Raw genomic sequence first — 20340 nt, forward strand, 5'->3', positions numbered from 1 at the left:
CAGTCACTATCATAAATTTATTACATATATTAATTCTTGCTCATTATAACACTTTCATATTAAAAGCATTAGACTTAGAGTTATACGTTTGTGAATGCTTCATGCAATTTAGATAATTCTTTTTCTAAACGAAGCATTAAACTTTTACCTTCTTCTTTATCAACTAAACCAAGTTTCACAGCAAAGTCTACTTCTTTTTGTAAACCAAACATTTGTGTGTCGAGAACCTCTTCATATAGTGGGCAAGATGGCATAGTTAAATTATCCATTTGAACCTTAATTAAATGCAAGATTCGGTCAGCATCTTGATTTAATTGCTCATAAGCTTCACTATTTATGTTCATTTGCTTCGGCATCACATTCTCCCCCTATCATTAAATATCTTCATATCAGAAGTTTATCCTACTACCTTTTAAAAAGCAAGTTTATTCAATAAACCCTTCAATCTAAATATGATAAAATAATAGTTAGATTGAAACTAGGGAGTGGGCAAGATGATTCAAATTAAAGGAGATGTCAAATTTCCTATTACTTTAGATAGTACAACATGGATTTTTGATGATAGAAAAGTAAAAATAGAGGATATTGAAAACGGTATTTTTGAAGGAACTAAACCTATTAAATTTGAAGATAACCGCGAATGGAATAGAGCGATATTAGAAGGACAAACCAATCCTCCTACTTTAAACTCTGAAATTAAGTATCGTAAACGTGCTGTATTAGAAGATTCATTTGCAATAAATATGACACCATTTTTTAAAAATGCAGAGCCCTTAGAAAGTGCAACTACAATTAAACTTTCAAATGATACATCTTCAATTGAAATCCCATTAGAATTATTACCTTATCTTTTTTTCCAATTTGCTAAAGATGGTAAGAGATTGTACGATGATAATTCAGTAGATAGCTTTGTTTATAACCCCGAGGAGAACGCCTATTCATATAACTTTAAATATGTAACTCGTATTGAGGTGATTTAAGTTGCGAGAAGTACAATGTATTATTTGTGATACTAAGGTCTTAATTGATGAACGTACAGTTGAAGCTAAACGTCTACGTAATAATCCAATTAAAACATTCATGTGTAGTGACTGTAAAAGTCGATTAGACACACCTAGACAACGACCAAATGAAAATCGTAAATTTAATCTCCATTTTCCAAATGAAAACTTATAGTATACTTTTCAATAATAAAAAGACGCAACATCAAATTTGATGTTGCGTCTTTTTATTAGTTTTATTGATCTTGCATCATTTGTTTTACACGTTTCGCTTCTTTTTCACGTGCAGCTTTATTTAATATTTTTTTTCTTAAACGGATGCTTTGAGGCGTTACTTCAACCAATTCATCATCATTAATATATTCTAATGCTTCTTCTAACGTTAAAATTCTTGGACGATTCATTGTTTGAGTTTGATCTTTTGTTGCTGAACGTACGTTAGTTTGATGTTTAGCTTTAGTAATATTAACTGTTAAGTCATTTTCACGATTATGTTCTCCTACAATCATGCCTTCATAAACTTCAGTACCTGGTTCCATGAAGTTTACACCTCTGTCCTCTAGACCAATGATGGCATAAGCTGTTGCTTGTCCTTGATCCATTGAAATTAATGCACCATTACGACGGCCACCAATTTGTGCTTTAACACGAGGTCTAAATTCTTCAAATGTATGATTAATAATGCCATAACCACGTGTCATAGACATAAATTCAGTTGTGTATCCAATCATACCACGTGCAGGTACCATAAAGATTAAACGTGTTAATCCATTATCAGTTGTTAACATGTCTAACATTTCACCTTTACGCGCACCAAGTGATTCAATCACTGCTCCAGCATTTTCAGATGGAACTTCACATTGAACACGTTCAAATGGTTCACTTAATACACCATCAATTTCGCGTAAAATAACTTGAGGTTTAGAAACTTGAAGTTCAAATCCTTCACGTCTCATATTCTCAATTAAAATAGATAAGTGCAACTCTCCACGGCCAGCTACAACCCACGTATCTGGAGAATCTGTTGGTGTAACTTTTAAAGATACATCTGTTTCAAGCTGTTGATCTAAACGTTCTTGGATTTGACGAGCAGTTACAAAATCACCTTCACGACCAGCAAATGGTGAATTATTTACTTTAAATGTCATTTCAAGTGTAGGTTCATCAATACGCAATACTGGTAACGCTTCTTGATGATCATGTGGTGTAACTGTTTCACCTACGTTGATATCTTCCATTCCTGATACAGCAATTAAATCTCCCGCTTGTGCTTCTTCAATTTCTTCACGTTTTAAACCAAAGAAACCAAAGATTTTTGTTACACGGAAGTTTTTCACTGTACCATCTAATTTAATAAGCGATACGTTATCTCCAACACGCATTTTACCTCTAAATACACGGCCAATACCAATACGACCAACGTAATCATTATAGTCTAATAATGCTACTTGGAATTGTAGTGGTTCATCACTGTTATCAATTGGAGCAGGCACATAATCAAGAATTGTTTCATATAAAGACTGCATGTTTTCATCTTGTTTTTCAGAATCAACACTCGCTGTTCCATTTACAGCTGATGCATAAACAACTGGGAAATCAAGTTGTTCATCATTTGCTTCAAGTTCAATAAATAAATCTAATACTTCATCTACTACTGCTTCTGGTCTAGCAGAAGGTTTATCAATTTTATTAACTACTACAACAGGTTTTAAATTTTGTTCTAATGCTTTTTTTAGTACGAAACGTGTTTGTGGCATAGTACCTTCATAGGCATCTACAACAAGTACAACACCATCTACCATTTTCATAATACGTTCAACTTCACCACCAAAGTCAGCATGTCCTGGTGTATCTAAGATGTTAATTCTTGTACCTTTATAATTTATCGCAGTATTTTTAGCAAGAATTGTAATACCACGTTCTCTTTCTAAGTCATTAGAGTCCATTGCTCTTTCATCAACATGCTCATTTTCTCTGAAGATTCCAGATTGTTTAAGCAATTCGTCAACTAGTGTTGTTTTACCATGGTCGACGTGAGCAATAATTGCAATATTACGAACATCTTCTCTTCTATTAGTCATTTTATAATATCCTTTCTTGAGTAAATTCCCACTTTTAATTGCAACTTTTTTATTATATCATAATATTAACAAAAGATAACTAAAAGGTGGGGATGGGGATGGAAAAACCAAAATCTAAAGGTATATTCTGGATACTTTCTATTGTAGCAGTTATATTTTTAGTGCTCTTTAGTTTCAGCGTGGGTGCTGGAAGTATTCCAATGATGATTTTAACATTTATTCTTTTCATTGCAACGTTTGGCGCCGGATTTACGCTTAAGAAAAAGTATCGTGAAAACAATTGGCTATAATCAACCATTAAGATATATAAAGCTTGAGATATTTTTGCCTCAAGCTTTTTTTATTGAAATAAGATTTTTTATTTTTTAAAGCGTTGATGTAAATCTATTAAAGTAGCCGTATTAGGTGCTAGATAAATTTCTAATATTTCTTTATGAATATTTGAATTTCCTACTAATACTGAATTCGCACTTGAAATATTTAATGGTTCACCTAATAAGTTACTAGCTACGCCTCCAACTTCATTTAATACAATAAGACCACCAGCAAAGTCCCAAGGCTGTAATCTAGGTGTGATATAAGCAGCCAATTGTCCTTTAGCTACACTTATAATTTCTAAAGCTGCACTACCATATGCTCTACAGCTTCTTGCATCATTTACTATATCTTGAAATATAGGACCCATTTTAGGTTTGGTTACCCAATTTGGGTTGATACCAATTAAGCTTTTCTTTAGGGTGGTAGATTCAATCGTAGATAATGGATGTTTATTTTCAAATGCACCCTCACCTACCTTGGCATGATATAAAACATCTTTCATTACATCATATACAAAGCCAGCGTATGGTTTACCATTTCGATAGATACCAATTGAGATAGCAAAATTTTCTTTTTGATGTACAAAGTTTAATGTGCCATCAATTGGATCCACTACCCATACGACCCCTTCAACATGAGTTAAATCATGACCATGTCCTTCTTCCCCAATAACACGATGTTCTGGATAACTATGGGTAATCGCATCATATATATAATTTTCAGTAGCTTTATCAACATTTGTAACTAAGTCATTCGGATTTGATTTTGTTTCAATATTTAATTCTTCCTTCATCATTATTCTAACTTTATTTCCTGCTTCTAAAACTAAGCCTTTAGCAAAATCATATAGCGACATACTATCATCTCCTGTTGCTTACTATTATACATCAAATCAATTTTATAATTGTTATACATCATTTTATACCTTCATCACTATATATTAAACTCTTATGAATAGTTTATAAGCATAAAAATAGGTCGCCAATAAAAGCAACCTATCAAATCCATGATATAAAAGACTGAAAACATTTAAAATATATGAATAAATATGTACATTCATCTTATAATTATGGAAGATAAATAAATAAAAGATCATTAAGCTAATTTTAAATGTAAAATCGGGTAATCTCTACCTTGATTGTCTTTTTGAGATTCACTATATGCTTTAAAACCATTTTTAATATAAAATTTCAATGCATGTTGGTTATCTTTATTAACATCTACATATTGGATTTTATCTTCTTGAATCAGTGACTGAAGTATGATTGTACCGTAACCTTTATTAAAATGTTTAGGATCTATAAACAACATTTCCAAATTTTTAGTATTGTATTATAGTCTTTTTTCTTTTACTTTTATTAATCTCATGACACTCTCCTAACCACGAGGGGTAAAATCCTAAAAATTAAATGACTAACATCTAGGTACTGACTCTACCTTTTTAGTTTAAATTAACTATCTATATTGTATATTACTATTCTATCATTATCACTTTGAAATATATGCTACAATAAACTCAACATACTATTAAAATAGGAGGAAGATCAATGACACAATACACATTTACACCTAAAGATTTTAAAGCATTTGACGTTGAGGGTTTAGATGAACGAATGGAAGCTTTAAATAAATATATTAGACCTCAATTACATCAGTTAGGCGATTATTTTAGTGAGTATTTCACTTCTCAAACTGGAGAAACATTTTATGCACATGTTGCTAAACATGCGCGTAGAAGTGTTAATCCTCCTATAGATACCTGGGTCGCTTTTGCACCTAATAAACGTGGTTATAAAATGTTACCCCACTTCCAAATTGGCCTTTTTAGGGATCAATTATTTATCATGTATGGAATAATGCATGAAGGAAAAAATAAAGAAGAACGTGTTAAAGTTTTTGACAAACATTTTAATGCATTAAAACAACTTCCAAATGATTATCAAATTAGTTTAAATCACATGAAAAAAGATAAACAATATATCAAAGATTTAAGTGATACTGATTTACATCAAGCTATTGATCGTGTTAAAAATGTGAAAAAAGGAGAATTTTTTATAGCACGTACTTTAGCCCCTAGTGATGAACGATTAAAATCAGATGAAACATTTTTAGCTTTTATTAAAGAAACATTTGATGAATTCTTAAAATTATATGAATAAATACTATTCTTCGGCCTGGGACTTTACTAGAAGTCTCAGGTGTTTTTTATTTTATTGGTAATCACTCACTGTCTTGAAGATCCATCTAAATTCAGTAATATTCTTTTTTACAACATTTTTAGGTTGACCTAAAAATATATTTAGGTTAATATAATTAAAAAGATTTTAGGAGTGTATGAATGAATCATATGAGTAATAAAAAACAACGTAGTTTAGACGAAATTAATAATACAGTAGACTTTAGTAGTAATAAAAGTGCAAGCCAAAAATTTTTAGCTTTTTTAGGTCCAGGATTATTAGTAGCGGTGGGATATATGGATCCAGGTAACTGGATTACATCTATGCAAGGTGGAGCACAATTTGGCTATATTCTTCTTTTTATTATTTTAGTTTCTAGTTTAGCTGCAATGCTTTTGCAAAGCATGACAGTTAGATTAGGTATTGCTACAGAGATGGATTTAGCACAAATGACACGTCATTATTTAAATCGCCCGTTAGCAATTATATTTTGGATAATAGCAGAACTAGCTATTATCGCTACAGATATTGCTGAAATTATCGGAAGTGCAATAGCTCTAGACTTATTGTTTAATATTCCTTTAATTATAGGTGCACTTATAACTGTTTTAGATGTTTTTCTTTTACTCTTTATTATGAAATTTGGCTTCAGAAAAATCGAAGCGATTGTCGGAACATTAATTTTTACTGTTCTAATTATTTTCTTATTCGAAGTATTTATTTCATCACCTAAAGTGATTAATATTCTTAACGGTTTTATTCCTCATAAGGATATCGTTACAAATCATAGTGTACTGTATATTGCTTTAGGGATTATTGGTGCTACAATTATGCCTCACAATCTCTATTTACATTCTTCGATTGTACAATCACGTAAATATGATAGAACTAATGAGAACGATAAGGCACAAGCAATTAAATATGCAACAATTGATTCTAATATACAATTAAGCATCGCTTTTATAGTAAATTGCTTGTTACTTATATTAGGTGCTGCACTATTTTATGGTGTTAATGCTGATAAATTAGGAGGATTTTATGATTTATATCATGCCCTTAAAACTCAGCCGCTTCTAGGGTCAGTACTTGGCAGTATAATGAGTACATTATTCGCTATTGCACTACTTGCATCTGGACAAAATTCTACAATCACTGGAACACTCTCAGGTCAAATTGTTATGGAAGGATTTTTAAGATTATCAATTCCAAATTGGTTAAGACGATTAATAACTAGAGGTTTAGCTGTCATTCCTGTTATAATTTGTTTAATTGTATTTAAAGGTAATGAAAATAAAATGGAACAACTTTTAGTACTTTCTCAAGTATTTTTAAGTATCGCTTTACCGTTTTCACTCATTCCTTTACAACTTGCAACAAGCAACAAAAAATTAATGGGCCCTTTTTATAATAAAAACTGGATTAACTTTTGTTCTTGGAGTTTAATTATTATTCTAAGCCTACTTAATGTTTATTTAATTATCGAAACATTTAAAGAATTTTTTGCATAAAATAAAACTATTGTTAAGGTATTGAACATGATATCTTAACAATAGTTTTTCTCTGTATTGTTTTAATTCATTATAACTTCCATAATATCATTGCAAACCACACTATATTAAACTTTCATATCAATGTCATAATATGAATAGTATAGATTTAATTTTTAATAATTAATGACCTAACTATGTTATATAATGTAGATTTTACAAATACTCCAATAGAACTGATTATTGCGACTATATCATTTCAATTATGTATGCATTTATTTTAATTTATATCCTTCTATTATTAAATACTTATCCAATTTTATTTTTATTGACGATAAATAAACTCCCAAGCAATTCAATTCAAATTGCTTGGGAGTTACACGTAAAACTAATAACCTTCAATTATTCCTGATCAACCGAGTGTTTCTCTTTGTTTTCTTCTTTATTTAAAATTTGTTTGCGTTCTTCATAATTCATTCGACGTTGATTAACAGCACTTGGCTGATTCTTTCTTTTTTCTTTCATACGTTGATTATAAGCTTTACGTTTTTCTTTTTTCTTAGCACGTAATTCCGCTTTTTCTCTTTTACGTTGTGCTTTTTGTTCTTTCTTATCAATATATAAGTCTTTTTCTACATTATTTTCATCATCATTAACTTCATTCGGCATACTATTTTTTGATTTATATTTATACTTTCTTTGTCTTGAAAGCACGCCAGAAGTATCATCATTTGAAGATTGTTGATATTCACTTTTTACAGCACGTTTAGGATATTGATTATATTTATCTTCCTCAATATCATCATTAAAATCTTGCTCATCATTATTTTGAGTAATATGATGATAATCTTCATAATCATGTTCTCTTTCATTATAATCACTTGAAGGTTTACGACGAATACGACGTTCTGATTTTTTAGTCTTACGAGGTGATTCTATGTACTCTTCTTCATCATTATATTGAGTAGGTTCTTCTTCATAATAATATCTATCATCATAATCATCTCTTTGATTATAATAAGGGGGATAATCGTAAGTAGAACCATATGCTGGAACTGTTTCTATTTTACTTCTTCTTGCAAACATCATAATCGCTGTAATGAAGAAGAAGATTGGAATAATTAATGTAATAAATAATAACACTAAAGGTAAAGTAATAATGGAAGCAATTAAAAATAATATTCCAGATAAAATTCTAATATTCATAGAAATTAAAGCTAAAAATGAAATTAATAAACAAATGATAAAGTACACGATAATTGCCCAAATTCCATTTTGTAACCATATAACAAATTGAGTCGTATTTAGACTATTGTTAACTAGTATTTGTTGTATTAATTGATTATTATTCATGGAATTTTCAAGATTTTGAATTGATGTATCATTACTGAATGATACGAGTGCAATAAACATTGTAATAACCGTTAATATTAATAAGAAAATCCAACTAATCCAACCTAAAAGTTTCTCAGTTAAACGGCTCACAGGTCGTTTGATTTGTGTGTATCGTTCTCCTGACATTTATTACAACTCCTTAATTGACTTGTCAAATTATTATATCTAATTTATAAGAAAATAACTACTAATTATCACTTATTTTAACGACATTTTAAAATTCAAGAAACTTTCATTATATTCTCCTAATGTTTTCTCTCCTAAGTCTTTATAAACTTCTAATCGTTTTTGTTCTTTTTGAGTTGGATAAAAACGATGATCGTTTTTTATGTTATTTGGTAATAAATTTCTAGCTGCCTTATTCGGAGTAGCATACCCAACCCATTCTGTATTTTGTTTATTATTTTTAGCATCTAATAAAAAGTTAATAAATTGATATGCGCCTTCTTTATTTTGAGCAGTTTTAGGAATGACCATGTTATCAAACCATACATTCGAACCTTCTTTAGGAACCACATAATCATAAGTATCTCCCTCTTGAACAAGTGGTGCTGCTACACCACTCCATACTACAGCAATATGGCCTTCATTTTGTTGAAGCATCATAGTAATTTCATCACCTACTACCCCTCTAACTTGAGGGGTAAGAGATTGTAAGTCTTGTTCTGCTTGCTTAATATGAACAGGATTGGAATCATTTAAACTATAACCCAATTTATTTAAAGCTAATCCTATAATTTCTCTAGCCCCGTCAACAAGTAATATGTCATTTTTGTATTTAGACTGATATAAATTGTTCCAACTATCAAATTGTTCATTAGGATACGCTTTTTTATTGTATAGAATACCTACCGTCCCCAAAAAATATGGTATTGAATAGTTATTATGTGGATCATAAGCCATATTCATATAATCAGAATCCAAATTTTTAATATTGGGTATTTTCTGATGATCTAAAGGTTCTAATAAATGTTCTCTTTTTAATTTTTGAACAGTATATTCACTTGGAAATGCAACATCATAATGTGTACCACCATTTTTAATTTTTGCTTCCATGGCTTCATTCGAATCAAACGTTTCATAAACAACTTGTATACCTGTCTCTTTTTCAAATTTCTTTATTAAATCGGGATCAATGTATTCCCCCCAGTTATATACATAAACTTTTTTACCAGTTTTTGTATGATCTTGAGAATTAAACCAATGACTTATTCCTAAACATATCAATCCTACTACAATGGCACCGATAATTAACTGAAAAAATTGTTTCATTCTATTGCACCTCTTTTAGCACTTCTACGTTTTAATATATTTTGAAGTGCATAGTATCCAATAATACCTAGCACAATAGCTAAAAATAAGATTGTTGAAATAGCATTTATTTCCATACTGATACCTTTTCGAGCCATGGCATACACCTCTACTGATAAGACACTAAATCCATTACCTGTCACAAAAAAACTTACAGTAAAATCATCTAGGGAATAGGTAAGTGCCATAAAAAAGCCACCAATAATAGCAGGCATTAAGTTTGGTAAAAGTATACGTCCGAGTACTTGAGATTCTGTAGCGCCTAAATCACGAGCTGCATTTAACATATTATGATTCATTTCATATAGCTGTGGTAGCACAAGAATGACTACTATAGGTATACAGAATGCAATATGCGATGCTAATACTGTTCCAAATCCTAACCCTAATCCAAATATATGTCCTAAAGCTGTGAACATAATTAAAAACGAGGCACCTATGACAACATCAGATGAAACCATTAGTACATTATTTAATGTAAGTAACGTCAATTTAAACTTCTTATTTCGCAAATAATAAATTGATATTGCTCCAAATGTTCCTATAATAGTAGATACTGCTGCGGATAGCAATGCAACTGCTATTGTATTGAATATTACAGACATTAAATGATCATCTTGAAATAAAGCTTGATAATGTTCTAATGTAAAATGTTCAAAATGTACCATATTTCCAGCTGAATTAAACGAATAAAACATTAAGAAAAAAATAGGAAGGTATAATATAACAAGTAATATTCCTATATAAAGTTTCCCGTACCATTTCATTTAATTCACCCTCTTCCATTTGTTTCTTTAGATTTAGTAATAATTAAGATAAAGGCCATAAATACAATTAAAAAGATAGCTATTGTCGAACCCATTCCGTAGTTTTGAATAACTAAAAATTGTTCCTCAATAGATGTACCAATATTAATCACTTTATTTCCAGCTATCAATCTAGTAATCATAAATAATGATAGTGCTGGTATAAATGTAACTTGAACACCTGTCATCACACCTTCTTTAGTTAAAGGAAGTATGACTTTACGAAAAGTAGTAAATGTATTTGCACCTAAATCACTTGAAGCTTGTAATAAATTATTAGGAATTGATTTCATGCTATTAAAAATAGGCAAAATCATAAATGGTATATAAATATAACTTGCAACAAGTAAAAACGCACCTGATGTAAACAACAAGTTTAGTGGACCAATATGCATTATACCTAACATTTTATTAATCATACCTTCGTGACTTAAAATTCCAATAAAAGCATACGTTTTTAACAATAAATTAATCCATGTGGGTATGATTAATATAAGTAACCAAATATTTTGGAATTTTGAAGATCTAATAAAATAGGCTGCAGGATAACTTATAATTAGTGTAATGATTGTTATAAGTGCCGCATAAAAAATAGAATCCCACATCATTTTTAAATATTTCATTGAAAAGACTTGTCGATAATTTGTAAAACTAAAGTGACCATTTATATCGATAAATGAAAAATATACAAGTAATAGCACAGGAATAATAATAAAAATAATCATCCATAATAAATATGGAATGATGAGAAATTTATTTAAATTACGCATGTTCAATATCCTCATAACTTTCAATACGTTTATCAAATTCTTCTTCAGTTTCTCCAGGAACCATAATATGAATAGCTTCAGGTTCAAAAAACAAACCTACCTGACTTCCTATTGTTGTCTTTTTAGTAGATTGAATAACCCATTCATATCCTTTTTCATCAATACAACAAATTTCGTAATGTACACCTCTAAAAAGCATTGAATCGACAGTTGCAGTGAATAAACCTTGTGTCGATTCAACTAAAGAAATATCCTCTGGACGAATCACTACTTCAATTTTTTTCCCAGATGGAATCCGAGCATCGACACATTCAAAATCCTGACCATATATATTCACTACAAAATCTTTAACCATTGTGCCATCAACAATATTAGATTCTCCAATAAAATCAGCGACGAATCGATTCACTGGTTCATCATAAATATCTGTTGGTGTGCCAAATTGTTGTATTTCACCATCTTTCATCACAAAAATATAATCACTAAGTGCCAATGCTTCTTCTTGATCATGAGTAACAAAAATAAAAGTGATGCCTAATCTTTTTTGTAACTCACGAAGTTCATATTGCATTTCAGTACGTAATTTTAAATCTAATGCCGAAAGAGATTCATCTAATAATAAAATTTCAGGTTTATTTACAATAGCTCTGGCAATAGCGACTCTTTGTTTTTGTCCCCCACTCATTTCATCAATATGACGTTGTTCATAACCTGTTAACTTAACAAGTTTTAATGCTTCTTTAACTTCTTTATCAATCTCTTGTTTAGAAAACTTTTTTAGTCTTAAACCAAAAGCAATATTCTCATATACATTTAAATGAGGAAATAAAGCATAATCTTGAAATACTGTATTTACTCTACGTTTATTTGCAGGTAATTTTTCGATAGACTGATTTTTATAAATAATTTGACCTTCATTAGGTTGTTCAAATCCTGCAATAAGTTTTAAAATTGTAGTTTTACCACATCCTGAGGGACCGAGCAACGTATAAAAATATCCCGATTCAATATCTAAGTTCATATTATTTAATATTGTTGTATCATCAAATTTCTTAGTAACTTTTTTAAAAGATAATAGTGACTCCAATCCATTTCCTCCTTTATAAATTATAAATATGATGCTGTTGCTACAATTAGAATTTTAACTTCATTTTCTGAATTATTATGTAATTGATGTAATTCATTTGCTCTAAAATAAAATACATCTCCCTCATAAGCTTGATAGCGCTCTTTACCTAACGTAAGTGTTACACATCCCTCTAAACAATAAATAAAGGTATCAGATTCAGAAGGTTCAAAAGATTTGTACGATGATCCAGGCTTAATTGTTATTATAAGAGGTTCCATTTCATTTTCATTTGAACTGGGTACAACCCAATTTAAAATATATCCTCTGTCATATTCATCATAAATAGTCCGTTCACTTTTTTTATACAATACTTTTTCTTTCGCTTTTTCCTTAAAAAAATCACTTGGTGTAGTACCTAATACTTCTAATATACTTAAAAATGTTTCCATACTTGGAGACGCATATTCACTTTCAATTTGTGATATATATCCTTTTGATAAATCAGTTCGTTCCGCTAACTCTTCTTGAGTAAGATTTTTTTGACGTCTTAAATTTTTTAATTTATATCCAATTTGCATAACTAACCACCTAAAAAAAGCTGTATCTTGTTTACTATTATCAAACATTTTGTTTAATGCTTAATAAAAATAACAAAATACAGCTTTAAATTCAATAGGTATATTAAAAAATTGAGATTAAATTAGAGATCTTAATGTTTACTAAAATTTTCTTGATCAGGATGTTTTTTAACTTCTTGGATGACTTTATAGCTATTATAGCCACTTTTTTCTTCAAATTCTTTAAAAATTTGTTTTTCTTCAGCTTTTCCTGGCACAATTTGTTTAAATTTTTTATATTGTTCCATTAGTTCAGTACCTATTATAGACTTTTCATAATAGTTTTCAATTTGATTAAAAAATTTGATAACATCAACCATTTCCTCATTAGACCAATCTAAATCGAGTGGATATTGATATTCCATAGTTACCCTCCAAAATATAAACTTAATTCTATAAAAAAAGGTGGAACTAGATTCCTTATAAAATCATAGTCCCACCGTAAATGGTTATTTCAATTATTTCAATTAAATACGTCGATTTAATTCTCAATTATTTCAAAAGGAAATTACATAGTATGGATTGGTAATCCAATAGCTTTTTCAGCAACTTCCATAGTCATTTCACCTAATGTTGGGTGAGCATGAACAGTTAATGCGATATCTTCAGCATTCATGCCTGCTTCGATAGCTAAACCTAATTCAGAAATAATATCAGAAGCACCATTACCTGCTACTTGAGCACCAATAACTGTGTCATCTTCTTTTAATGTAATTAATTTAACGAAACCAGTTGTATCGTCTAATGATAAAGCACGTCCGTTAGCAGCATAAGGGAATTTAGATGCTTTGAAATCTAAACCTTCTTCTTTAGCCTGAGCTTCAGTATAGCCAACTTGAGCTAATTCTGGTTCAGTGAAGCATACAGCAGGCATACCAATGTAATCAACTTCTGATGCTTGACCTGAGATTACTTCTGCAGCTACTTTACCTTCATAACTTGCTTTGTGTGCAAGTGGTAAACCAGGTACGATATCACCAATTGCGTAGATGTTTTTAATAGAAGTACGACTTTGTTTGTCTACTTCTAATAATCCACGATCAGCAAATTTAAGACCTAATTCTTCTAAGCCTAATTCGTCTGTATTTGGACGACGACCTACAGTTACTAATACATAATCAGCTTCAATTGTTTTTTCTTCACCTTTAGCTTCGTAAGTAACTTTAACACCGTTTTCAGTTTCTTCAGCGTTTTTAGCCATAGCTTCAGTGATAATTTCAACGCCTTTTTCTTTCATACCTTTTTTAACAGGTTGAACCATTTGTTTTTCGAAACCGCCAAGAATTTCTTTAGCACCTTCTAAAATTGTAACTTCAGAACCGAAGTTAGCAAAGGCAGTACCAAGTTCTGAACCAATATAACCGCCACCGACAACTACTAATTTACCAGGAACTTCTTGTAAGTTTAAAGCGCCTGTTGAATCGATAACGCGTTTGCCAAATTCAAAATTAGGAATTTCAATTGGTCTTGAACCAGTTGCAATAATAGCATTTTTGAAGTTATACGTTTGAGCACTTTTCTCATCCATAACACGTAAACTATTTTCATCTACGAAATAAGCTTCACCACGAACGATGTCAACTTTATTACCTTTTAATAAACCTTCAACACCGCCAGTTAATTTATTAACAACTGATTGTTTAAATTCTTGAACTTTATCAAATTTAAGTGATACGCTTTCAGCAATAATTCCTAAATTTTCAGAGTGTTGAGCTTCTACGAAACGATGAGAAGCATGTAATAACGCTTTTGATGGAATACATCCAACGTTTAAGCACACACCACCTAAGTCACCTTTTTCAACAATAGTAACTTTTTGTCCTAATTGAGCTGCACGAATTGCAGCAACATATCCACCAGGACCTGCTCCGATTACAATAGTATCTGTTTCAATTGGGAAATCTCCAACTACCATGTTTTACCCCTCCATTAATAATAATTCTGGATTATTTAATAAGCGTTTGATATGATTCATAGCATTTTGACCAGTTGCACCATCAATTTGTCTGTGGTCAAAGCTTAATGATAATGCTAATACTGGAGCTGCTACAATTTCACCATCTTTAACAATAGGTTTTTGAGCAATACGTCCAATACCTAAAATAGCTACTTCTGGGTGATTGATAACTGGAGTGAACCATTGTCCACCAGCTGAACCGATGTTACTAATTGTACATGTAGCACCGCTCATTTCTTGAGATGTTAATTTACCATCACGAGCTTTAACAGCTAATTCATTGATTTCATCTGAGATTTGGAAAATAGATTTACGATCTGCATTTTTAACTACAGGTACTAATAAACCTCTTTCAGTATCTGCAGCGATACCGATATTCCAGTAATGTTTGTGTACAATTTCACCAGCTTCTTCATTAAATGACGTATTCAGTGCTGGGTATTTTTTAAGTGCAGAAACAAGCGCTTTAACAACATATGGTAAGAATGTTAATTTAATACCTTGTTCAGCTGCAACTTCTTTGAATTTTTTACGGTGATCCCATAAGTCTTGAACATCAATTTCATCCATTAATGTTACGTGTGGAGCAGTGTGTTTTGAGTTAACCATTGCTTTAGCAATTGCTTTACGCATAGCAGGGATTTTTTCTGTAGTTTCAGGGAAGTCTCCTTCAGGTACTGATTGAGTTTGAACTGCAGAAGTATCTTCTGATGTTGAAGCAGCTGCACTTTCATTTGAAGCTGTTGCTGCTTGAGCACCGCCACCATTTAAGTGGTTATCGATGTCTTCTTTAGTAATACGTCCATTTTTACCTGAACCAGAAACTGCTTTAATGTTCACGCCTTTTTCACGTGCATATTTACGTACAGATGGCATTGCTTTAATTCGTCTGTTTTCGTCTACTTTTTCATCTTGTGATGTTGAAGCTGCTGGAGTTTCTTCAGTTTTAGCTTCTTCTTTTGCAGGTTCTTCTTCTTTAGATGAAGCATCGTCATCATCATGACCTTTAAATTGCATTTCTTCTGCATCTGGTGCGTCAATTTTAACAATGACATCACCTACAACTGCTACAGTGCCTTCTTCAACTACTACTTCTTCAATTGTACCGCTTACAGGAGATGGGATTTCTACTACAGATTTATCATTTTGAACCTCTGCTAATACGTCATCCTCTTCAATTGTATCTCCGGCTGAAACAAACCACTTAACGATTTCACCTTCGTGGATACCTTCACCAATGTCGGGTAGTCTAAATTCAAATGCCACGTTCTTATCCTCCTAAGATTTAAATATTTATTATTTAAATAAATTTATAACATAGAGGAAGGACAGAATAATATGTCGTGTCTGTTAACACTTTATCATTTTGTCCTACGTCTCTAGTTTACAATTAATTATATATACATAAAATAAATAGAAAATACTTATTTTAAATATATAGATTCATATATAGCTTACTGTTTTGTATATACTATTAGAATTCTAAAGTAGCTTTAGCTTGTTCAATAATATCATTTTTATTTGGTAACCAAACGTTTTCAGCTTGAGTAAATGGATATACAGTATCAGCAGCAGCAACACGTGCAATTGGAGCTTCTAATGAAAGAATAGCACGTTCAGCTAATTCAGCTGCTACAGTAGCACCAACACCAGCTTGACGTTGAGCTTCTTGAACAACTACTGCACGACCAGTTTTTTCAACTGATGCAACTAATGTATCAATATCGATTGGTTGAACTGTACGTAAATCGATAACTTCTACAGAGTAACCTTCTTTTTCAAGTTCTTCTGCAGCTTTTTCAGATTCTTGTACCATTGCACCGTATGCAATTAATGTAATGTCATTACCTTCTTTTTTGACATTTGCTTTACCAATTTCAATTGTATATTCTTCTTCAGGAACTTCTTCACGGAATGAACGATATAATTTCATGTGCTCTAAATATACAACTGGATCGTTTGATCTGATTGATGAAAGTAATAAACCTTTAGCATCATAAGGACCAGATGGAATAACTACTTTAATACCTGGTGATTGAGCTAAAATACCTTCTAAGTTATCTGCGTGTAATTCTGGAGTGTGTACCCCACCACCAAATGGTGTACGAATTGTTACAGGAGCAGTTTTAGAACCACCTGAACGGAAACGCGTACGAGCAATTTGACCAGCAACTTCATCAAACACTTCAAATACGAATCCTAAGAATTGAATTTCCATTACAGGACGGAAACCTTCTACAGTTAAACCAAGAGCTAAACCACCAATACCAGATTCAGCTAATGGTGTGTCGAATACACGGTCTTCACCGAATTCTTTTTGTAAACCTTCAGTAACACGGAATACACCGCCGTTAACACCAACGTCTTCACCGAAAATTAAAACGTTTTCGTCATTTTGCAATTCAGTTTTAAGCGCATTGTTAATCGCTTGAACCATTGTCATTTGTGCCATGGCTTATTTCGACTCCTTCTCTTTGTAAATTTCATATTGTTCAGCTAAATTTTGAGGCATATCTTCATACATGATATCCATTAAATCAAGAACAGTTTGTTTTGGAGTATTGTCAGCCTCTTTAATTGCTTTCTTGATGTCGTCTTTAGCACGTTCAATAACTTCGTTTTCTTTCTCTTCGCTCCATAATCCTTTATTTTCTAAGAATTTTCTGAAACGAACTAACGGGTCTTTTTTCTCCCACTCTGCATCTTCATCTGAAGTTCTGTAACGAGTTGGATCATCTCCAGCCATTGTATGTGGACCATAACGATAAGTCATAGTTTCGATTAATGTTGGACCTTCACCATTAATTGCGCGATCACGAGCTTCTTTAGTAGCTTGATATACAGCTAATGCATCCATACCATCAACTTGGATACCAGGGATACCTACTGCAATTGCTTTTTGAGCTAATGTAGTAGCAGCTGTTTGTTTACTACGTGGAGTAGAAATAGCATAGTTATTGTTTTGGATAACAAAGATTGCTGGTGCTTTATAAGCAGAAGCAAAGTTAATACCTTCGTAGAAATCACCTTGTGAAGAACCACCATCACCAGTGTAAGTGATAGCAACTGCTTTTTTACCACGTTTTTTAATACCGAATGCCACACCAGCTGTTTGGATATATTGTGCACCGATAATGATTTGTGGACTGAATGCGTTTACGCCTTCAGGGAATTGGTTACCTTTAAAGTGACCTCTTGAGAATAAAAAAGCATCAGTTAACGGTAAACCGTGCCAAATAAGTTGTGGTACATCACGGTAACCAGGTAAAATGAAGTCTTCTTTTTCTAAAGCATATTGAGAAGCTAATTGAGATGCTTCTTGTCCTGCTGTTGGAGCATAGAAACCTAAACGACCTTGTCTATTTAAAGAAATAGAACGTTGGTCAAGAATACGTGTCCACACCATTCTTTCCATTAATTCTACTAATTGTTCATCAGTTAAATCAGGTACTAAGTCTTCATTTACGACATTACCATCTACGTCCAAAATTTGAACCATTTCAAATTTCGACTGAGTATCATTTAATACTTTTACTGCATCGAATTGGGCTTGTAACTTAGGAGCCATTCAATTCACCATACCTTTCCCATATAATAGAAATTCATTTTATCCACTCATAGTGTACCACAATTATTTTAGACTGTTAAACATTTTCATAAAGTTCTGTATTACTAAAAAAAGATACAGTCTGAGAAACTGTATCAATGTAACAATTAACACTGTATTAGTGATGTTAAGAGATTAAATGATCGACGTCTTGTTTTTCTTTATTAACTGTATTCATTGCCTTAGCATAAGCCTGGAATTTTTTCTTAAAGTTTTTTTGAGCTTTATTAAGCGCATTGTTTTTTTCGTCTACTTGAGATTGCGTTACTCCATCTTGTTTGACTAATTCAAATAAATCTTTTTCTTTACTTAATACATTTCTATAAGCCTTAGCATAGTCGTCATGTGTTTTATATTTGTTTTTTATAGCATCATCAAGTTGTTTAACTTCTTTTCTTTTATTATCATTTTTAATATCGTTAATATGAGAATCGCCTTTTTTAAATTGCTTTTCGGAATTTTTTAAAATTGAAACTTCCTTATCAAAGGTTTTTTCTCGTTTATCAATATTATCAAGTACATCGTCAGCTGCTTTACTACGTGTATTACTGTCATTACTATTTGCTTTTTTATACAAACCTTGTTTCTTTTCTTCAAGTGAATTTAGTTTTTTACTAACCTCATTTATAGATTGTTCTTTATCAAATGCTTTTTGAACATTATCGTCATAAGCTTTTACCTCTTTTTTATCAGTTGTACAACCAGCTAATAAAAGTGTAGAGGCAGCTGCAACAACTATGGTTTTACGTAATTTCATTAATGTCATTCCTCCTCATAGTGTTTCGATTGTAATATTATATAAAGATAGTTTATAAATCAAATGAAACTATATAATGTACGTAAATGTATATTATCTGTTATATTTTATATTATATAAGGAAGGTGTATAACATGTTAACAATGAAAGATATTATTAGAGATGGACATCCTACGTTACGCGAAAAAGCAAAAGACGTGAATTTACCTCTTTCTGAAGAAGACAAAAATACTTTGCGTGATATGCGTGAATTTTTAATTAATAGTCAAGATGATGAAATTGCTAAAAAATATGGTCTACGCTCTGGAGTAGGTTTAGCTGCACCACAAATTAATATTTCAAAAAAAATGATAGCTGTGTATTTACCTGACGATGGGGAAGGTAAATCTTACGACTATATGTTGGTCAATCCTAAAGTAATTAGTCATAGTGTTCAACACGCTTATTTACCTACTGGTGAGGGTTGTTTAAGTGTAGATGAAAATATACCTGGTTTAGTTCATCGTCATTATAGAACAACAATTAAAGCTTATGATATTGATGGTAATGAAGTTAAATTACGTTTAAAAGGTTATCCAGCAATTGTATTTCAACATGAAATTGATCATTTAAATGGTATTATGTTCTACGATTATATCGATAAAGATCATCCTCTTACTCCATTACCAGACTCAGTTGAAGTTTAATATTCAAGCCTAATGCATTTTTACATTATTGTAATAAATGTGTTAGGTTTTTCTTTTTTTATTCAATTTCCTCCTACTTTTACTACATATAAACTGCTTTATTTATTCTGATACATAAGGTAAAATAAAAATTAACTGAAATCATAGTAAATTACTATCTTTCAAAAAATGAACGACATGTATGATTTGCCTTTAAGCACAGTAAAATAAATATTATTTTATATTAAAAATTTAAAATGCCTGTTATGTAGCATTCACGTTAGATGTGAAAATAAATAAACATGTATATTTTATTTATTTT

At 31.2% G+C, this 20340-nt stretch carries 22 protein-coding genes; 6 read left to right on the plus strand and 16 right to left on the minus strand.

What is annotated here, in order from left to right:
- Positions 1 to 80 precede the first annotated feature (80 nt).
- Positions 81 to 356 carry a YlaN family protein gene (locus tag NST64_RS08025; RefSeq protein WP_002488709.1) on the minus strand — a complete coding sequence of 92 codons (276 nt, stop codon included), beginning with the start codon at positions 354 to 356 and terminating at the stop codon, positions 81 to 83.
- A gap of 138 nt (positions 357 to 494) precedes the next feature.
- Between NST64_RS08025 and NST64_RS08030 the strand changes: the two genes are divergently transcribed.
- Positions 495 to 980, plus strand: a complete 486-nt coding sequence (locus NST64_RS08030; RefSeq protein WP_002450004.1) for a hypothetical protein — start codon at positions 495 to 497, stop codon at positions 978 to 980.
- A gap of 1 nt (position 981) precedes the next feature.
- Positions 982 to 1176 carry a DUF2197 domain-containing protein gene (locus NST64_RS08035; protein WP_002449988.1) on the plus strand — a complete coding sequence of 65 codons (195 nt, stop codon included), beginning with the start codon at positions 982 to 984 and terminating at the stop codon, positions 1174 to 1176.
- A 61-nt stretch (positions 1177 to 1237) separates the two neighbouring features.
- Here NST64_RS08035 and typA read toward each other — a convergent pair whose 3' ends face one another.
- On the minus strand, positions 1238 to 3082 hold the full coding sequence (gene typA / locus NST64_RS08040; RefSeq protein ID WP_002448035.1) for a translational GTPase TypA: 1845 nt from the start codon (positions 3080 to 3082) through the stop codon (positions 1238 to 1240).
- A 98-nt stretch (positions 3083 to 3180) separates the two neighbouring features.
- On the opposite strand from typA, the gene NST64_RS08045 reads away from it, so the two are divergent.
- Positions 3181 to 3372: a DUF5325 family protein gene (locus NST64_RS08045; protein WP_002448174.1), complete on the plus strand. Its 192-nt coding sequence runs from the start codon at positions 3181 to 3183 to the stop codon at positions 3370 to 3372.
- Positions 3373 to 3440: 68 nt separating this feature from the next.
- Here the strand turns inward: NST64_RS08045 and NST64_RS08050 are convergent, their stop codons facing one another.
- Positions 3441 to 4256 carry an inositol monophosphatase family protein gene (locus tag NST64_RS08050; protein ID WP_002448077.1) on the minus strand — a complete coding sequence of 272 codons (816 nt, stop codon included), beginning with the start codon at positions 4254 to 4256 and terminating at the stop codon, positions 3441 to 3443.
- Positions 4257 to 4495: 239 nt separating this feature from the next.
- Entirely contained in the window at positions 4496 to 4717 is a 222-nt protein-coding gene (locus NST64_RS08055) for a GNAT family N-acetyltransferase (RefSeq protein ID WP_002448140.1), read from the minus strand.
- A gap of 230 nt (positions 4718 to 4947) precedes the next feature.
- On the opposite strand from NST64_RS08055, the gene NST64_RS08060 reads away from it, so the two are divergent.
- Positions 4948 to 5559 (plus strand): YktB family protein, encoded by a 612-nt coding sequence (locus NST64_RS08060; protein ID WP_002448079.1) that lies wholly within the window; start codon positions 4948 to 4950, stop codon positions 5557 to 5559.
- A 179-nt stretch (positions 5560 to 5738) separates the two neighbouring features.
- Positions 5739 to 7085: an Nramp family divalent metal transporter gene (locus NST64_RS08065; RefSeq protein WP_002448215.1), complete on the plus strand. Its 1347-nt coding sequence runs from the start codon at positions 5739 to 5741 to the stop codon at positions 7083 to 7085.
- 381 nt (positions 7086 to 7466) lie between these two features.
- Here NST64_RS08065 and auxB read toward each other — a convergent pair whose 3' ends face one another.
- The 12 genes from auxB to NST64_RS08125 all read right to left on the minus strand — a co-directional run bounded on the left by auxB (position 7467) and on the right by NST64_RS08125 (position 19353).
- Positions 7467 to 8585 (minus strand): lipoteichoic acid stability factor AuxB, encoded by a 1119-nt coding sequence (gene auxB / locus NST64_RS08070; protein ID WP_002448099.1) that lies wholly within the window; start codon positions 8583 to 8585, stop codon positions 7467 to 7469.
- 72 nt (positions 8586 to 8657) lie between these two features.
- Complete coding sequence (locus NST64_RS08075) at positions 8658 to 9731, minus strand: ABC transporter substrate-binding protein (protein ID WP_049417879.1); 1074 nt, start codon at positions 9729 to 9731, stop codon at positions 8658 to 8660.
- Positions 9728 to 10537, minus strand: a complete 810-nt coding sequence (locus tag NST64_RS08080) for an ABC transporter permease (protein WP_049417878.1) — start codon at positions 10535 to 10537, stop codon at positions 9728 to 9730. The genes NST64_RS08075 and NST64_RS08080 overlap by 4 nt, the downstream gene beginning before the upstream one ends.
- A gap of 5 nt (positions 10538 to 10542) precedes the next feature.
- Positions 10543 to 11346, minus strand: a complete 804-nt coding sequence (locus tag NST64_RS08085) for an ABC transporter permease (RefSeq protein ID WP_002448200.1) — start codon at positions 11344 to 11346, stop codon at positions 10543 to 10545.
- The gene (locus NST64_RS08090; protein WP_002455494.1) at positions 11339 to 12433 is read right to left on the minus strand and encodes an ABC transporter ATP-binding protein; all 1095 of its coding nucleotides are present in this window, start codon (positions 12431 to 12433) and stop codon (positions 11339 to 11341) included. The genes NST64_RS08085 and NST64_RS08090 overlap by 8 nt, the downstream gene beginning before the upstream one ends.
- 20 nt (positions 12434 to 12453) lie before the next feature.
- Positions 12454 to 12993: a helix-turn-helix domain-containing protein gene (locus tag NST64_RS08095; RefSeq protein WP_002448067.1), complete on the minus strand. Its 540-nt coding sequence runs from the start codon at positions 12991 to 12993 to the stop codon at positions 12454 to 12456.
- Between the two features lie 131 nt (positions 12994 to 13124).
- Positions 13125 to 13397, minus strand: coding sequence for a UPF0223 family protein (locus tag NST64_RS08100; RefSeq protein ID WP_002448248.1), 273 nt, complete (start codon positions 13395 to 13397; stop codon positions 13125 to 13127).
- 143 nt (positions 13398 to 13540) lie between these two features.
- A complete protein-coding gene (gene lpdA / locus NST64_RS08105) occupies positions 13541 to 14947 on the minus strand; it encodes a dihydrolipoyl dehydrogenase (RefSeq protein ID WP_002455496.1) in 1407 nt (468 codons plus the stop codon).
- Between the two features lie 3 nt (positions 14948 to 14950).
- Positions 14951 to 16255: a dihydrolipoamide acetyltransferase family protein gene (locus tag NST64_RS08110; RefSeq protein WP_002488351.1), complete on the minus strand. Its 1305-nt coding sequence runs from the start codon at positions 16253 to 16255 to the stop codon at positions 14951 to 14953.
- Positions 16256 to 16463: 208 nt separating this feature from the next.
- Positions 16464 to 17441, minus strand: coding sequence for an alpha-ketoacid dehydrogenase subunit beta (locus tag NST64_RS08115; RefSeq protein ID WP_002448131.1), 978 nt, complete (start codon positions 17439 to 17441; stop codon positions 16464 to 16466).
- A 3-nt stretch (positions 17442 to 17444) separates the two neighbouring features.
- Complete coding sequence (pdhA, locus tag NST64_RS08120) at positions 17445 to 18557, minus strand: pyruvate dehydrogenase (acetyl-transferring) E1 component subunit alpha (protein WP_002448048.1); 1113 nt, start codon at positions 18555 to 18557, stop codon at positions 17445 to 17447.
- A 166-nt stretch (positions 18558 to 18723) separates the two neighbouring features.
- Complete coding sequence (locus NST64_RS08125) at positions 18724 to 19353, minus strand: YkyA family protein (protein ID WP_049417876.1); 630 nt, start codon at positions 19351 to 19353, stop codon at positions 18724 to 18726.
- A gap of 134 nt (positions 19354 to 19487) precedes the next feature.
- Here NST64_RS08125 and def point away from each other — a divergent pair, with 134 nt between their 5' ends.
- Positions 19488 to 20039 carry a peptide deformylase gene (gene def / locus NST64_RS08130; RefSeq protein WP_002448106.1) on the plus strand — a complete coding sequence of 184 codons (552 nt, stop codon included), beginning with the start codon at positions 19488 to 19490 and terminating at the stop codon, positions 20037 to 20039.
- The last annotated feature ends 301 nt before the right edge of the window (positions 20040 to 20340 follow it).

The sequence above is a fragment of the Staphylococcus sp. FSL W8-1268 genome, assembly GCF_038003965.1.
In the GTDB taxonomy this organism is placed as follows: Bacteria; Bacillota; Bacilli; order Staphylococcales; family Staphylococcaceae; genus Staphylococcus; species Staphylococcus hominis.

Excerpts from the sequence above, each read along its gene's own strand:
- NST64_RS08065 (WP_002448215.1), top strand. The coding sequence starts at position 5,739 with ATGAATCATATGAGTAATAAAAAACAACGTAGTTTAGACGAAATTAAT.
- NST64_RS08115 (WP_002448131.1), bottom strand. The coding sequence starts at position 17,441 with ATGGCACAAATGACAATGGTTCAAGCGATTAACAATGCGCTTAAAACT.
- pdhA (WP_002448048.1), bottom strand. The coding sequence starts at position 18,557 with ATGGCTCCTAAGTTACAAGCCCAATTCGATGCAGTAAAAGTATTAAAT.
- NST64_RS08085 (WP_002448200.1), bottom strand. The coding sequence starts at position 11,346 with ATGCGTAATTTAAATAAATTTCTCATCATTCCATATTTATTATGGATG.
- NST64_RS08030 (WP_002450004.1), top strand. The coding sequence starts at position 495 with ATGATTCAAATTAAAGGAGATGTCAAATTTCCTATTACTTTAGATAGT.
- NST64_RS08045 (WP_002448174.1), top strand. The coding sequence starts at position 3,181 with ATGGAAAAACCAAAATCTAAAGGTATATTCTGGATACTTTCTATTGTA.
- NST64_RS08050 (WP_002448077.1), bottom strand. The coding sequence starts at position 4,256 with ATGTCGCTATATGATTTTGCTAAAGGCTTAGTTTTAGAAGCAGGAAAT.
- NST64_RS08095 (WP_002448067.1), bottom strand. The coding sequence starts at position 12,993 with ATGCAAATTGGATATAAATTAAAAAATTTAAGACGTCAAAAAAATCTT.
- NST64_RS08100 (WP_002448248.1), bottom strand. The coding sequence starts at position 13,397 with ATGGAATATCAATATCCACTCGATTTAGATTGGTCTAATGAGGAAATG.
- NST64_RS08075 (WP_049417879.1), bottom strand. The coding sequence starts at position 9,731 with ATGAAACAATTTTTTCAGTTAATTATCGGTGCCATTGTAGTAGGATTG.
- NST64_RS08060 (WP_002448079.1), top strand. The coding sequence starts at position 4,948 with ATGACACAATACACATTTACACCTAAAGATTTTAAAGCATTTGACGTT.
- typA (WP_002448035.1), bottom strand. The coding sequence starts at position 3,082 with ATGACTAATAGAAGAGAAGATGTTCGTAATATTGCAATTATTGCTCAC.
- def (WP_002448106.1), top strand. The coding sequence starts at position 19,488 with ATGTTAACAATGAAAGATATTATTAGAGATGGACATCCTACGTTACGC.
- NST64_RS08125 (WP_049417876.1), bottom strand. The coding sequence starts at position 19,353 with ATGAAATTACGTAAAACCATAGTTGTTGCAGCTGCCTCTACACTTTTA.
- NST64_RS08025 (WP_002488709.1), bottom strand. The coding sequence starts at position 356 with ATGCCGAAGCAAATGAACATAAATAGTGAAGCTTATGAGCAATTAAAT.
- NST64_RS08080 (WP_049417878.1), bottom strand. The coding sequence starts at position 10,537 with ATGAAATGGTACGGGAAACTTTATATAGGAATATTACTTGTTATATTA.
- lpdA (WP_002455496.1), bottom strand. The coding sequence starts at position 14,947 with ATGGTAGTTGGAGATTTCCCAATTGAAACAGATACTATTGTAATCGGA.
- auxB (WP_002448099.1), bottom strand. The coding sequence starts at position 8,585 with ATGTCAGGAGAACGATACACACAAATCAAACGACCTGTGAGCCGTTTA.